The 13,399-nt window shown below is 51.0% G+C and carries 25 protein-coding genes; 24 read left to right on the top strand and 1 reads right to left on the bottom strand.

Annotated features, from left to right (window positions below; genetic code table 11):
- Window positions 1–226: 226 nt before the first annotated feature.
- Window positions 227–421 (top strand): bacterioferritin-associated ferredoxin, encoded by a 195-nt coding sequence (bfd, locus tag RT657_RS19245; RefSeq protein ID WP_313656358.1) that lies wholly within the window; start codon window positions 227–229, stop codon window positions 419–421.
- 100 nt (window positions 422–521) lie between these two features.
- Window positions 522–995, top strand: a complete 474-nt coding sequence (gene bfr, locus RT657_RS19240; RefSeq protein ID WP_111140929.1) for a bacterioferritin — start codon at window positions 522–524, stop codon at window positions 993–995.
- On the opposite strand, the gene RT657_RS19235 is transcribed toward bfr, so the two are convergent.
- The gene (locus RT657_RS19235; protein WP_313656356.1) at window positions 982–1,752 is read right to left on the bottom strand and encodes an A24 family peptidase; all 771 of its coding nucleotides are present in this window, start codon (window positions 1,750–1,752) and stop codon (window positions 982–984) included. The genes bfr and RT657_RS19235 overlap by 14 nt on opposite strands.
- 394 nt (window positions 1,753–2,146) lie before the next feature.
- On the opposite strand from RT657_RS19235, the gene rpsJ reads away from it, so the two are divergent.
- The 22 genes from rpsJ to secY all read left to right on the top strand — a co-directional run bounded on the left by rpsJ (window position 2,147) and on the right by secY (window position 13,385).
- The gene (gene rpsJ / locus RT657_RS19230; RefSeq protein ID WP_001181005.1) at window positions 2,147–2,458 is read left to right on the top strand and encodes a 30S ribosomal protein S10; all 312 of its coding nucleotides are present in this window, start codon (window positions 2,147–2,149) and stop codon (window positions 2,456–2,458) included.
- Between the two features lie 32 nt (window positions 2,459–2,490).
- Window positions 2,491–3,120 carry a 50S ribosomal protein L3 gene (gene rplC / locus RT657_RS19225; RefSeq protein WP_313656355.1) on the top strand — a complete coding sequence of 210 codons (630 nt, stop codon included), beginning with the start codon at window positions 2,491–2,493 and terminating at the stop codon, window positions 3,118–3,120.
- A 10-nt stretch (window positions 3,121–3,130) separates the two neighbouring features.
- A complete protein-coding gene (rplD, locus tag RT657_RS19220; RefSeq protein WP_009087590.1) occupies window positions 3,131–3,736 on the top strand; it encodes a 50S ribosomal protein L4 in 606 nt (201 codons plus the stop codon).
- Window positions 3,733–4,035 (top strand): 50S ribosomal protein L23, encoded by a 303-nt coding sequence (rplW, locus tag RT657_RS19215; RefSeq protein WP_003850708.1) that lies wholly within the window; start codon window positions 3,733–3,735, stop codon window positions 4,033–4,035. Before rplD ends, rplW begins: the two co-directional genes overlap by 4 nt.
- A gap of 17 nt (window positions 4,036–4,052) precedes the next feature.
- Window positions 4,053–4,874: a 50S ribosomal protein L2 gene (gene rplB, locus RT657_RS19210; protein ID WP_009087588.1), complete on the top strand. Its 822-nt coding sequence runs from the start codon at window positions 4,053–4,055 to the stop codon at window positions 4,872–4,874.
- A gap of 16 nt (window positions 4,875–4,890) precedes the next feature.
- On the top strand, window positions 4,891–5,169 hold the full coding sequence (gene rpsS / locus RT657_RS19205) for a 30S ribosomal protein S19 (protein ID WP_001138115.1): 279 nt from the start codon (window positions 4,891–4,893) through the stop codon (window positions 5,167–5,169).
- Between the two features lie 13 nt (window positions 5,170–5,182).
- Entirely contained in the window at window positions 5,183–5,515 is a 333-nt protein-coding gene (rplV, locus tag RT657_RS19200; protein ID WP_046289651.1) for a 50S ribosomal protein L22, read from the top strand.
- 17 nt (window positions 5,516–5,532) lie between these two features.
- Window positions 5,533–6,231, top strand: coding sequence for a 30S ribosomal protein S3 (gene rpsC / locus RT657_RS19195; RefSeq protein ID WP_008927135.1), 699 nt, complete (start codon window positions 5,533–5,535; stop codon window positions 6,229–6,231).
- A gap of 12 nt (window positions 6,232–6,243) precedes the next feature.
- On the top strand, window positions 6,244–6,654 hold the full coding sequence (gene rplP, locus RT657_RS19190) for a 50S ribosomal protein L16 (protein WP_090967267.1): 411 nt from the start codon (window positions 6,244–6,246) through the stop codon (window positions 6,652–6,654).
- On the top strand, window positions 6,654–6,845 hold the full coding sequence (rpmC, locus tag RT657_RS19185) for a 50S ribosomal protein L29 (RefSeq protein ID WP_003850146.1): 192 nt from the start codon (window positions 6,654–6,656) through the stop codon (window positions 6,843–6,845). Before rplP ends, rpmC begins: the two co-directional genes overlap by 1 nt.
- A complete protein-coding gene (gene rpsQ, locus RT657_RS19180; RefSeq protein WP_313656354.1) occupies window positions 6,845–7,099 on the top strand; it encodes a 30S ribosomal protein S17 in 255 nt (84 codons plus the stop codon). The genes rpmC and rpsQ overlap by 1 nt, the downstream gene beginning before the upstream one ends.
- A 903-nt stretch (window positions 7,100–8,002) precedes the next feature.
- Window positions 8,003–8,374 carry a 50S ribosomal protein L14 gene (gene rplN, locus RT657_RS19175; protein WP_006120590.1) on the top strand — a complete coding sequence of 124 codons (372 nt, stop codon included), beginning with the start codon at window positions 8,003–8,005 and terminating at the stop codon, window positions 8,372–8,374.
- Between the two features lie 10 nt (window positions 8,375–8,384).
- Window positions 8,385–8,699, top strand: a complete 315-nt coding sequence (gene rplX / locus RT657_RS19170; RefSeq protein WP_003850150.1) for a 50S ribosomal protein L24 — start codon at window positions 8,385–8,387, stop codon at window positions 8,697–8,699.
- A 14-nt stretch (window positions 8,700–8,713) separates the two neighbouring features.
- Complete coding sequence (gene rplE, locus RT657_RS19165) at window positions 8,714–9,253, top strand: 50S ribosomal protein L5 (RefSeq protein ID WP_003850155.1); 540 nt, start codon at window positions 8,714–8,716, stop codon at window positions 9,251–9,253.
- 14 nt (window positions 9,254–9,267) lie between these two features.
- On the top strand, window positions 9,268–9,573 hold the full coding sequence (gene rpsN / locus RT657_RS19160; protein WP_010618564.1) for a 30S ribosomal protein S14: 306 nt from the start codon (window positions 9,268–9,270) through the stop codon (window positions 9,571–9,573).
- 32 nt (window positions 9,574–9,605) lie between these two features.
- Window positions 9,606–9,998 carry a 30S ribosomal protein S8 gene (rpsH, locus tag RT657_RS19155; protein WP_003850158.1) on the top strand — a complete coding sequence of 131 codons (393 nt, stop codon included), beginning with the start codon at window positions 9,606–9,608 and terminating at the stop codon, window positions 9,996–9,998.
- 13 nt (window positions 9,999–10,011) lie between these two features.
- Entirely contained in the window at window positions 10,012–10,545 is a 534-nt protein-coding gene (rplF, locus tag RT657_RS19150) for a 50S ribosomal protein L6 (protein ID WP_313656353.1), read from the top strand.
- Window positions 10,546–10,554: 9 nt separating this feature from the next.
- A complete protein-coding gene (gene rplR / locus RT657_RS19145) occupies window positions 10,555–10,908 on the top strand; it encodes a 50S ribosomal protein L18 (protein ID WP_003850163.1) in 354 nt (117 codons plus the stop codon).
- A 14-nt stretch (window positions 10,909–10,922) separates the two neighbouring features.
- On the top strand, window positions 10,923–11,423 hold the full coding sequence (rpsE, locus tag RT657_RS19140; protein WP_003850164.1) for a 30S ribosomal protein S5: 501 nt from the start codon (window positions 10,923–10,925) through the stop codon (window positions 11,421–11,423).
- 5 nt (window positions 11,424–11,428) lie between these two features.
- Window positions 11,429–11,608, top strand: coding sequence for a 50S ribosomal protein L30 (rpmD, locus tag RT657_RS19135; protein ID WP_003850166.1), 180 nt, complete (start codon window positions 11,429–11,431; stop codon window positions 11,606–11,608).
- A 3-nt stretch (window positions 11,609–11,611) separates the two neighbouring features.
- Window positions 11,612–12,046: a 50S ribosomal protein L15 gene (gene rplO, locus RT657_RS19130; protein ID WP_003850168.1), complete on the top strand. Its 435-nt coding sequence runs from the start codon at window positions 11,612–11,614 to the stop codon at window positions 12,044–12,046.
- Window positions 12,047–12,053: 7 nt separating this feature from the next.
- Complete coding sequence (gene secY, locus RT657_RS19125; RefSeq protein WP_003850175.1) at window positions 12,054–13,385, top strand: preprotein translocase subunit SecY; 1,332 nt, start codon at window positions 12,054–12,056, stop codon at window positions 13,383–13,385.
- The last annotated feature ends 14 nt before the right edge of the window (window positions 13,386–13,399 follow it).

Genomic DNA, 13,399 nt, shown 5'->3' with positions numbered 1-13,399 from the left:
CAATCCGCGAAGGTGGCCGTACCGTTGGCGCGGGTGTTGTTGCTAAAGTTATCGCTTAATTGTGATATCTGCTGTGGTCGTGTAAACGGCCACTGCAACACAGAAAAAGAGCACTTCGGTGCTCTTTTTTTTGCGCGACATCCGTGATAACCCTGCAAAGGGTGGGTTTGTAATAAAAACGATTCGCATTTACACTGTGTACAAAATGTACCCGAGTGATGAATCAATGTACGTCTGCCTGTGTAATGCCATCAGTGATAAAACCCTCCGTGAAGTCGTGCGTCGCTACCAGCCCAAATCCATCCAGCAGCTGCGTCAGTTTGTGCCCGTGGGCAAACAGTGCGGCAAGTGTATTCGCGCTGCGCGAGAAATCATGGAAACTGAGTTACAGCACGCCCCGCTCTATAAAGAGATAGCCTGACCCCTCTCTGCTGTGGGAATACCCACAGTTTCTGTCACGGTTTTTTGACTTCTTTTTAACCGCATCTACGCTCTAATAAACCAGACGTGGAGGGTAAACAATGAAGGGCGATATCAAAGTCATCAGTCATCTGAACAAACTGCTGGGAAATGAACTGGTTGCCATCAATCAGTATTTTCTGCATGCGCGCATGTTTAAAAACTGGGGTCTGACCCGTCTGAACGATGTGGAATATCACGAATCGATCGACGAGATGAAGCATGCAGATAAGTATATCGAGCGTATCCTTTTTCTGGAGGGGATCCCGAACCTACAGGATCTGGGACGACTTCGTATCGGCGAAGACGTTGAGGAGATGCTCAGTTCAGATCTGAGTCTGGAACTGGAAGGCGCGAAGGATCTCCGTGAGGCGATTGCCTACGCTGACAAAGTGCATGACTATGTCAGCCGCGATATGATGATTGAGATTCTGGCCGATGAAGAGCATCACATCGACTGGATTGAGACTGAACTGGAATTAATTCGGATGATGGGCATCCAGAACTACCTGCAGGCTCAGATTAAAGAAGAATGAACCGCGTCTGAAGCGCAAGGGTGACCCAGCCTGCAATGGCCAGAAATGGGCCGAATGGCATCGGACTGTCCGGCCTTAAATTCCGCCGTTGAACGGCGAAAACGGTTATCAGCGCCAGCAGCGTTGCCCCCAGCGCAATGCTGGCTAAGGCCTGCCAGCCACAGCAGGCGCCCAGCGCAGCAAAAAGCTTGATATCACCATAGCCCAGTCCTTCCACGTCCCGCACGCTGCGAAAGCCCCAGGCAAGCAGCCACAGCGAACAATAGCCCATTATTGCGCCATAGATGGCCGCTACTTCTCTGCCTGTCTGAGTCGCGTGGAGCAATCCCAGCCAGAGCAGTAAATAGTTAAGTGGGTCTGGCAGACAGTAGGTGCGGCGATCGATGACTGCCAGCAGAAACAGGAGGCTGGCTGTCGCGATGAGGTAAACCCTGTCTGAAAAGCTATCAACGCTTTGCATTACCAGCAGACAGAGCAGGGCGAACAGCCACTCGGTAAGAAAACTGCCTGCGTCAAACGGTTGCTGACAGACGCGGCAGCGTCCTCTCAAAGCTGGCCAGCTTACCAGCGGCAGGGTGTCGCGCCATAACAGGCGTTTCTGGCAACAGTCGCTCCGCGAGGCGGGAAAGCAAAGTGTGGCAAACCACTGCGTGGGCGAGAGGGCAGGGGAAAAGCGCGTGCAGGCCAGCGACAGGAAGCTGCCCAGTGCGCCTCCGCCTGCAAACGCGGCAAGGTACGTGATAACAGCAGGGACCATGATAAGGCTCCATATAATAGAGACAGGCAGAGTTTCACCGGCAATGAGGTCTGCGTCATCAGCGAATCCGGCGTGATGGAGGACGGTCCACAGCCGAAGAGAGGCGTTCTCCGTCAGTCGACAGCACTATGCGAGGCGCATCTCATCGGCGTGCCACTATTTACCCGCGAAAACCACAACATGGGTTGCTTCCTGAACAGATTTACGTATAATGCGCGGGCCTGCAGATATTGCAGGCGCGATTCGAGCAGAATCGCAGACGGCTGAATTTTGGGCCGCCTGACAATACTCCCAATTGGGGAGTTATATGCTGAACGATTACACTCTCCCATCAATCGTAATGGGTTCGAGTAGTAATTTTTTTCGTCTATAAAAAGTTTGGAGCTCTGGTCTCATGCAGAACCAAAGAATCCGTATCCGTCTTAAAGCGTTTGATCATCGTCTGATCGATCAATCAACCGCGGAAATCGTTGAGACCGCCAAGCGCACTGGTGCGCAGGTTCGTGGTCCAATCCCGCTGCCAACCCGCAAAGAGCGTTTTACCGTTCTGATCTCTCCGCACGTCAACAAAGATGCGCGTGATCAGTACGAGATTCGCACTCACAAGCGTCTGGTAGACATCGTTGAGCCAACTGAAAAAACCGTTGATGCTCTGATGCGTCTGGATCTGGCTGCCGGTGTTGACGTGCAGATCAGCCTGGGTTAATCAGGTCATCGAGCGATTGAGAGGTTGAAACAATGATTGGTTTAGTCGGTAAAAAAGTGGGCATGACCCGCATCTTCAATGAAGATGGCGTTTCTATCCCCGTCACCGTAATCGAAGTTGAAGCGAACCGCGTTACTCAGGTCAAAGGCCTGGAAAACGATGGTTACCAGGCAATTCAGGTTACCACCGGTGCTAAAAAAGCGAACCGTGTGACCAAACCTGAAGCTGGTCATTTTGCTAAAGCTGGCGTTGAAGCTGGCCGTGGTCTGTGGGAATTCCGCACCGCTGAAGGTGAAGAATATTCTGTAGGTCAGAGCATCAGCGTTGAGATTTTCGCTGAAGTTAAGAAAGTAGACGTAACCGGTACCTCTAAAGGTAAAGGTTTCGCTGGTACCGTTAAGCGCTGGAACTTCCGTACCCAGGACGCGACTCACGGTAACTCCTTGTCACACCGCGTTCCGGGTTCTATCGGTCAGAACCAGACTCCGGGCAAAGTGTTCAAAGGCAAGAAAATGGCAGGTCAGCTGGGTAATGAGCGCGTAACCGTTCAGAGTCTGGACGTAGTACGTGTTGACGCTGAGCGCAACCTGCTGCTGGTTAAAGGTGCAGTTCCCGGTGCTACCGGTAGCGACCTGATTGTTAAACCAGCTGTGAAGGCGTAAGGGGATAGCAATGGAATTAGTATTGAAAGACGCGCAGAGCGCGCTGACTGTTTCCGAAACTACCTTCGGTCGTGATTTCAACGAAGCGCTGGTTCACCAGGTTGTTGTTGCTTACGCATCAGGCGCCCGTCAGGGTACTCGTGCGCAGAAAACTCGCGCCGAAGTAACTGGTTCAGGCAAAAAGCCCTGGCGTCAGAAAGGTACCGGCCGTGCGCGTTCAGGTTCTGTAAAGAGCCCAATCTGGCGTTCAGGTGGCGTGACCTTTGCTGCGAAGCCGCAGGACCACAGTCAAAAAGTTAACAAAAAGATGTACCGCGGCGCGCTGAAAAGCATCCTGTCCGAGCTGGTACGTCAAGATCGTCTGATCGTTGTCGAATCATTTGCTGTAGAAGCGCCGAAAACCAAGCTGCTGGTACAGAAACTGAAAGACATGGCGCTGGAAGACGTGCTGATCATCACCGGTGAACTGGATGAGAATCTGTTCCTGGCTGCCCGTAACCTGTACAAGGTTGACGTGCGTGATGCATCAGGTATCGACCCAGTTAGCCTGATCGCCTTCGACAAAGTCGTTATGACTGCTGACGCAGTTAAGCAAGTTGAGGAGATGCTGGCATGATCCGTGAAGAACGTCTGCTGAAAGTACTGCGCGCGCCGCACGTATCTGAAAAAGCATCTAGCGCGATGGAAAAAACCAATACCATCGTTCTCAAAGTTGCTAATGACGCGACCAAAGCAGAGATCGTTGCTGCTGTTGAGAAACTGTTCGAAGTAGAAGTTAAAGACGTAAACACCCTGGTTGTTAAGGGTAAAGTTAAGCGTCAAGGACAGCGTATCGGTCGTCGTAGCGACTGGAAAAAAGCTTACGTCACCCTGAAAGAAGGCCAGAATCTGGACTTCGCTGGCGGCGCTGAGTAAGTCGGAGGAGAAAGACAATGGCAGTTGTTAAATGTAAACCGACATCTCCGGGTCGTCGCCATGTAGTTAAAGTGGTAAACGCGGAGCTGCACAAGGGCAAACCATTTGCCCCGCTGGTAGAAAAAAACAGCAAATCCGGTGGCCGTAACAACAATGGTCGTATCACTACCCGTCACATCGGTGGTGGTCACAAGCAGGCTTATCGTATTGTTGACTTCAAACGCAACAAAGACGGTATCCCGGCAGTTGTTGAACGTCTTGAGTACGATCCGAACCGCTCTGCGAACATCGCACTGGTTCTGTACAAAGACGGCGAGCGCCGTTACATCCTGGCCCCTAAAGGCCTGAAAGCCGGCGACCAGATCCAATCTGGCGTTGATGCTGCGATCAAAGCAGGTAACACTCTGCCGATGCGTAACATCCCGGTGGGTTCAACCGTGCATAACGTAGAAATGAAACCAGGCAAAGGCGGTCAGATTGCTCGCTCAGCCGGTGCTTACGTGCAGATCGTTGCGCGTGAAGGTTCTTACGTTACCCTGCGTCTGCGTTCAGGTGAAATGCGTAAAGTCGAGTCTGACTGCCGCGCAACACTGGGCGAAGTCGGTAATGCTGAGCACATGCTCCGCGTTCTGGGTAAAGCTGGTGCAGCCCGTTGGCGTGGTGTTCGTCCGACCGTTCGTGGTACCGCGATGAACCCAGTTGATCACCCGCACGGTGGTGGTGAAGGTCGTAACTTTGGTAAGCACCCGGTTTCACCGTGGGGCGTTCAGACCAAAGGTAAGAAGACCCGTAGCAACAAGCGTACCGATAAATTTATCGTACGTCGCCGTAGCAAATAATATTAGAGGATAAGCCATGCCACGTTCTCTCAAGAAAGGTCCTTTTATTGACCTGCACTTGCTGAAGAAGGTAGAGAAAGCGGTGGAAAGCGGTGACAAGAAGCCTTTGCGCACTTGGTCCCGTCGTTCAACGATCTTTCCTAACATGATCGGTTTGACCATCGCTGTCCATAATGGTCGTCAGCACGTTCCTGTCTTTGTTTCCGACGAAATGGTTGGTCACAAACTGGGTGAATTCGCGCCGACACGTACTTATCGCGGTCACGCGGCTGATAAAAAAGCCAAGAAGAAATAAGTAGGAGGAAGAGATGGAAACTATTGCTCAACATCGCCACGCTCGTTCTTCTGCTCAGAAGGTTCGCCTTGTTGCTGACCTGATTCGCGGTAAGAAAGTGTCGCAGGCTCTGGACATTTTGACCTACACCAACAAGAAAGCGGCTGTACTGGTCAAGAAAGTTCTGGAATCTGCCATTGCTAACGCCGAACACAACGATGGCGCTGATATCGACGATCTGAAAATCACGAAAATTTTCGTTGATGAAGGTCCGACCATGAAACGCATTATGCCGCGTGCCAAAGGTCGTGCAGATCGCATCCTGAAGCGCACCAGCCACATTACTGTGGTTGTGTCCGATCGCTGAGACTCTGGAGACTAGCAATGGGTCAGAAAGTACATCCTAATGGTATTCGCCTGGGTATTGTAAAACCATGGAACTCTACCTGGTTTGCGAACACCAACGAATTCGCTGACAACCTGGACAGCGATTTTAAAGTACGTCAGTTCCTGACTAAAGAACTGGCTAAAGCGTCTGTCTCTCGTATCGTTATCGAGCGTCCAGCGAAGAGCATCCGTGTGACCATTCACACCGCTCGTCCGGGCATCGTTATCGGTAAGAAAGGTGAAGATGTCGAAAAACTGCGCACCGTCGTCGCGAAAATCGCTGGCGTGCCTGCGCAGATCAATATCGCCGAAGTCCGCAAGCCGGAACTGGACGCGAAACTGGTAGCTGACAGCATCACTTCACAGCTGGAGCGTCGTGTGATGTTCCGTCGTGCTATGAAGCGTGCAGTTCAGAACGCCATGCGTCTTGGCGCGAAGGGTATTAAAGTTGAAGTTAGCGGCCGTCTGGGTGGCGCTGAGATCGCACGTACCGAATGGTATCGTGAAGGTCGCGTGCCATTGCACACTCTGCGTGCTGACATTGACTACAACACCTCTGAAGCGCACACCACTTATGGTGTAATCGGCGTTAAGGTATGGATCTTCAAAGGTGAGATCCTGGGTGGTATGGCTGCTGTTGAACAACCGGAACCGGCTGCTCAACCTAAAAAGCAGCAGCGTAAAGGCCGTAAGTAAGGAGAGTCGCTGATGTTACAACCAAAGCGTACGAAATTCCGTAAAGTGCACAAAGGCCGTAACCGCGGTCTGGCTGCGGGTACGGATGTCAGCTTCGGTACTTTCGGTCTGAAAGCTGTTGGCCGTGGTCGTCTGACTGCTCGTCAGATCGAAGCAGCACGTCGTGCTATGACCCGTGCAGTTAAGCGTCAAGGTAAGATCTGGATCCGTGTATTCCCGGACAAACCGATCACCGAGAAGCCGCTGGAAGTGCGTATGGGTAAAGGTAAGGGTAACGTAGAGTATTGGGTTGCCCTGATCCAGCCTGGTAAAGTCCTGTATGAAATGGACGGCGTATCAGAAGAGCTGGCCCGTGAAGCATTCAAGCTGGCAGCAGCAAAACTGCCTATCAAAACCACCTTTGTAACTAAGACGGTGATGTAATGAAAGCAACTGAGCTGCGTGAAAAAAGCGTCGAAGAGCTGAACACTGAGCTGCTTAATCTGCTGCGTGAGCAATTTAACCTGCGCATGCAGGCAGCATCTGGCCAACTGCAGCAGACTCATCTGCTGAAGCAGGTTCGCCGTGATGTTGCACGCGTTAAGACTTTACTGACTGAGAAGGCGGGTTCGTAATGACCGATAAAATCCGTACTCTGCAGGGTCGTGTAGTAAGTGACAAAATGCAGAAATCTGCAGTTGTTGCAATCGAACGTTTCGTGAAACACCCGATCTACGGCAAATTCATTAAGCGTACGACTAAGCTGCACATCCATGACGAGAACAATGAATGTGGAATTGGTGACGTGGTAGAAATCCGCGAATGCCGTCCACTGTCCAAGACCAAATCCTGGACCCTGGTTCGCGTAATCGAAAAAGCAATCCTGTAACAGGACCTGTTTTTTCTGAGGAACCCCCTGCTTCGGCAGGGGGTTTTTTTTTGTCTGCGTTCAGGCCTGTTCACGCTCAGTTTTTACGTGCCGCTATTCTTATCCTGATTCGAATATTTCTGCTGGTCTGCCTGTGCAAACGATGCGGCTACCTGGCCATGGAAGCCTTTTCCATTGAAGCAGGCTACCGTTTTCAGAAGGTGCTGTCACAGGCCGGTAAATTCGCTGTATTTAGCAGGCGCTTGAATGTTACTGACACGGCACAGTAAGTTCACGTCTCAGTTTCCTTAGCGCCTCGTATGCGCAGCGCAGAGTCCTCTGTCATGACGCTGGAGGCAGGGACGTGGCAACAGTGAGCCATACAGCGCAGGACATAAACACGCCGGTGCTTCAGGGTAACTATTTCGCGACACGCCGCACTGGCGGTGTGTAATGCCCCAATACAGAACGCGGTTATCCAGACCTGCCTATGATGGCCAGGGACGAAAGGTGCATTTGGGTAACGGAACGGGGCAGGGCAGGTACAGGACGCTACAACAGCCCACTACAGAATGATTAACGGATAAGTCAGACATCGGGCGGGTAAAGGATAGAAATTACACTATTGGAGTCGATGCATCAGCATAACGTACTGTCTGAAAAAGAGCCGGCTGCCACCCGTAATGCACTTTATTCAGGGATCGACGAAAAATAAGGCAGATTACATTTGCTACTGTTCGCACTATTCCCTAGAATACGCCCTCCCTGTCATCAGGGAAAATCAGCGGCTCGATTGAGAGCCGTTTATTTTTTCTACCCATCTGTGAGAACCGGTGTTACAATGCCGCGCCCTCAATTATGGGGCTTTCTAACGACCTGAGGTTTAGGTCCCGAAGTAGTAGTTGACATTAGCGGAGCACTAAAATGATCCAAGAACAGACTATGCTGAACGTCGCCGACAACTCCGGTGCACGTCGCGTAATGTGTATCAAGGTTCTGGGTGGCTCGCACCGTCGCTACGCAGGCGTCGGTGACATCATCAAAGTTACCATCAAGGAAGCAATTCCACGTGGTAAAGTGAAAAAAGGTGATGTCCTGAAGGCGGTAGTGGTGCGCACCAGGAAGGGTGTTCGTCGCCCGGACGGTTCTGTCATTCGCTTCGATGGTAATGCATGCGTTATTCTGAACAATAACAGTGAGCAGCCTATCGGTACGCGTATTTTTGGGCCGGTAACTCGTGAACTTCGTACTGAAAAGTTCATGAAAATTATCTCTCTGGCACCAGAAGTACTCTAAGGAGCGAACAATGGCAGCTAAAATCCGTCGTAACGACGAAGTTATCGTGTTGACCGGTAAAGATAAAGGTAAGCGCGGTAAAGTTAAGAATGTCCTGTCTTCTGGTAAGGTCATCGTTGAAGGTATCAACCTGGTGAAGAAACATCAGAAGCCGGTTCCGGCTCTGAACCAGCCAGGTGGCATCGTTGAAAAAGAAGCTGCTATTCAGGTTTCTAACGTTGCACTGTTCAACGCGGCAACTGGTAAGGCTGACCGTGTAGGCTTTAGATTTGAAGACGGTAAAAAAGTCCGTTTCTTTAAGTCTAATAGCGAAACTATCAAGTAATTTGGAGTAGTACGATGGCGAAACTGCATGATTACTACAAAGACGAAGTAGTCCAGAAACTCATGACAGAGTTTGGCTACAATTCTGTCATGCAAGTCCCTCGGGTCGAGAAGATCACCCTGAACATGGGTGTTGGTGAAGCGATCGCTGACAAGAAACTGCTGGATAACGCAGCAGCTGATCTGGCAGCAATCTCCGGTCAAAAACCGCTGGTCACCAAAGCACGCAAATCAGTTGCAGGCTTCAAAATCCGTCAGGGCTATCCGATCGGCTGTAAAGTAACTCTGCGTGGCGAGCGCATGTGGGAGTTCTTTGAGCGTCTGGTCACCATTGCTGTTCCACGTATCCGTGACTTCCGTGGCTTGTCCGCTAAGTCATTCGATGGCCGTGGCAACTACAGCATGGGTGTGCGTGAACAGATCATCTTCCCAGAAATCGACTACGACAAAGTCGATCGCGTTCGTGGTTTGGATATCACCATTACCACTACTGCGAAATCTGATGATGAAGGCCGTGCACTGCTGGCTGCCTTTGACTTCCCGTTCCGTAAGTAAGGTAGGGTTACTTAATGGCTAAGCAATCTATGAAAGCACGCGAAGTTAAGCGTGTGAAATTAGCAGACAAGTTCTTCGCTAAACGCGCTGAACTGAAAGCGATCATTTCTGATGTGAACGCTTCTGACGAAGATCGTTGGAATGCCGTTCTGAAGCTGCAGAGTCTGCCACGTGATTCCAGCCCTTCACGTCAGCGTAACCGCTGCCGTCAAACAGGTCGTCCGCACGGTTTCCTGCGGAAGTTTGGGTTGAGCCGTATCAAGGTCCGCGAAGCCGCCATGCGTGGTGAAATCCCGGGTCTGAAAAAGGCTAGCTGGTAATTGTCACCAATTGAATCACGGGAGTAACACAGATGAGCATGCAAGATCCGATCGCGGATATGCTGACCCGTATCCGTAACGGTCAGGCCGCGAACAAAGTTGCGGTCACCATGCCTTCCTCCAAGCTGAAATTGGCAATTGCCAACGTTCTGAAGGAAGAAGGATATATTGAAGATTTCAAAATCGAAGGCGACATCAAGCTGGAACTGGAACTGACTCTTAAGTATTTCCAGGGTAAAGCTGTTGTAGAAAGCATTCAGCGAGTAAGCCGTCCTGGCCTGCGCATCTATAAGAAAAAAGATGAGCTGCCAAAAGTAATGGCTGGTATGGGCATCGCTGTAGTTTCTACATCCAAAGGTGTCATGACTGATCGTGCAGCGCGCCAGGCTGGTCTTGGTGGCGAAATTATCTGCTACGTAGCGTAATCGGAGGATACATATGTCTCGTGTTGCTAAAGCACCTGTCGTTGTTCCTGCCGGCGTAGAGGTAAAACTCGACGGTCAGGTAATTTCGATTAAAGGTAAAAACGGCGAGCTGACTCGTACTATCAATGATGCTGTTGAAGTTAAGCATGCTGACAACGCTCTGACTTTCGCTCCGCGCGAAGGTTTCGTTGACGGCTGGGCGCAGGCGGGTACTTCTCGCGCGCTGCTGAACGCAATGGTTATCGGTGTTACCGAAGGCTTCACTAAGAAGCTGCAGCTGGTTGGTGTAGGTTATCGTGCGGCCATCAAAGGCAACATGATCAATCTGTCTCTGGGCTTTTCTCATCCAGTCGATCACCAGCTGCCCGCGGGTATCACTGCAGAGTGTCCAACTCAGACTGAAATCGTGCTGAAAGGCGCTGATAAGCAGCTGATTGGTCAGGTTGCAGCGGACCTGCGCGCCTACCGTCGTCCTGAGCCTTACAAAGGCAAGGGTGTCCGTTACGCCGACGAAGTCGTGCGTACCAAAGAGGCTAAGAAGAAGTAAGGTAACACTATGGATAAGAAATCTGCTCGTATCCGTCGTGCGACCCGTGCACGTCGCAAGCTCAAAGAGCTGGGTGCTACTCGCCTGGTGGTACATCGTACCCCGCGTCATATTTACGCACAGGTAATCGCCCCGAACGGTTCCGAAGTTCTGGTCGCTGCTTCTACTGTAGAAAAAGCTATCACTGAACAACTGAAGTATACCGGTAATAAAGAAGCCGCAGCTGCAGTAGGTAAAGCTATTGCAGAACGCGCAATCGAAAAAGGCATCACTGGTGTTTCTTTCGACCGTTCCGGTTTCCAATATCATGGTCGCGTCCAGGCACTGGCAGATGCTGCCCGTGAAGCTGGCCTTCAGTTCTAAGGTAGAGGTCTAAGATGGCACACATCGAGAAACAAGCTGGCGAACTGCAGGAAAAACTGATCGCGGTAAACCGTGTTTCTAAAACTGTTAAAGGTGGTCGTATCTTCTCCTTCACAGCTCTGACTGTGGTAGGCGATGGTAATGGTCGCGTAGGTTTTGGTTACGGTAAAGCGCGTGAAGTTCCAGCAGCGATCCAGAAAGCGATGGAGAAAGCCCGTCGCAACATGGTTAACGTCGCGCTGACCAACGGCACCCTGCAGCACCCTGTTAAAGGTGCACACACGGGTTCCCGCGTGTTCATGCAGCCGGCTTCAGAAGGTACCGGTATCATCGCCGGTGGTGCAATGCGCGCCGTTCTGGAAGTCGCTGGAGTTCATAACGTTCTGGCTAAAGCCTATGGTTCTACAAACCCGATTAACGTGGTTCGTGCAACTATCGACGGCCTGGGCAATATGAAATCTCCGGAAATGGTCGCTGCTAAGCGTGGTAAATCCGTTGAAGAAATTCTGGGGTAATCACGATGGCTAAGACTATTAAAATCACTCAAACCCGTAGCTCAATCGGCCGCTTGCCTAAGCATAAAGCCACTCTGGTTGGCCTGGGTCTGCGTCGTATTGGCCACACCGTTGAGCGTGAAGACACGCCTGCAGTACGCGGTATGGTTAACGCGGTTTCCTATATGGTTAAAGTGGAGGAGTAAGAGATGCGTTTAAATACTCTGTCTCCGGCCGAAGGGTCTAAGCACGCTACTAAGCGTCTGGGTCGTGGTATCGGTTCTGGCCTCGGAAAAACCGGTGGTCGTGGTCACAAAGGTCAGAACTCTCGTTCTGGCGGTGGCGTACGTCGCGGTTTCGAAGGTGGTCAGATGCCTCTGTACCGTCGTCTGCCGAAGTTCGGTTTCACCTCTCGCAAAGCAATGATCACTACAGAGATTCGTCTGTCTGATCTGGCGAAAGTTGAAGGCGGTATCGTCGACCTGAACGCGCTGAAAGCAGCCAACATTGTCGGTGTTCAGATTGAATTCGTTAAAGTCATTCTGTCTGGTGAAGTTTCTACACCGGTAACGGTTCGCGGTCTGCGTGTCACCAAAGGTGCTCGTGCTGCAATCGAAGCTGCTGGCGGTAAAATCGAGGAATAAGTAGCAGATGGCTAAACAACCGGGATTAGATTTTCAAAGCGCCAAAGGCGGCTTTGGTGAGCTGAAACGCAGACTACTGTTTGTTATCGGCGCACTCATTGTCTTCCGTATTGGCTCTTTTATTCCAATCCCTGGTATTGATGCCACTGTACTTGCCAAACTGCTTGAGCAACAGCGTGGCACCATCATTGAAATGTTTAACATGTTCTCTGGTGGTGCTCTTAGCCGTGCTTCTATTTTCGCGCTGGGTATCATGCCGTATATTTCGGCATCGATTATTATCCAGCTTCTAACGGTGGTTCATCCAGCGTTAGCGGAAATCAAGAAGGAAGGGGAGGCTGGCCGTCGTAAGATCAGTCAGTACACCCGATACGGTACGTTGGTATTGGCTATATTCCAGTCGATCGGTATTGCTACCGGTCTGCCGAATATGCCAGGAATGCAAGGTCTGGTAATGAATCCAGGCTTTGCCTTCTACTTTACCGCTGTTGTGAGTCTGGTCTCAGGAACGATGTTCCTGATGTGGCTGGGCGAACAGATTACTGAACGGGGTATCGGTAACGGTATTTCGATCATTATCTTCGCGGGTATTGTTGCGGGTCTTCCGCCGGCCATTGGCCATACCATCGAGCAAGCGCGGCAAGGCGACCTGCACTTCCTCTTGTTGCTGTTGGTTGCAGTACTCGTATTCGCAGTGACTTTCTTTGTTATCTTCGTTGAACGTGGTCAACGCCGCATTGTGGTGAACTACGCAAAACGTCAGCAAGGTCGTCGCGTTTACGCTGCACAGAGCACACATTTACCGTTGAAAGTGAATATGGCAGGTGTTATTCCAGCCATCTTTGCTTCCAGCATTATTCTGTTCCCGGCAACGATTGCATCGTGGTTTGGGGGCGGTACCGGTTGGAACTGGCTGACAACAATTTCGCTGTATTTGCAGCCAGGACAGCCGCTTTATGTGCTACTCTATGCGACTGCAATCATCTTCTTCTGTTTCTTCTACACGGCGTTAGTTTTCAACCCACGTGAAACAGCAGATAACCTGAAGAAGTCTGGTGCATTCGTACCGGGAATTCGTCCGGGAGAGCAAACGGCGAAGTATATTGATAAAGTGATGACGCGTTTGACCTTAATCGGCGCGCTGTATATTACCTTTATCTGCCTTATCCCGGAGTTCATGCGTGATGCGATGAAGGTTCCCTTCTACTTTGGCGGTACTTCCCTGCTTATCGTAGTTGTCGTCATCATGGACTTTATGGCTCAAGTGCAAACTCTGATGATGTCGAGTCAGTATGAGTCTGCACTGAAGAAAGCTAACCTGAAAGGCTACGGCCGTTAATTCAGTTGGTTGAG

The sequence above is a fragment of the Pantoea sp. genome, from assembly GCF_032114055.1.
Classification (GTDB): domain Bacteria; phylum Pseudomonadota; class Gammaproteobacteria; order Enterobacterales; family Enterobacteriaceae; genus Pantoea.
This window is presented reverse-complemented; position numbering and strand designations above follow the sequence as displayed.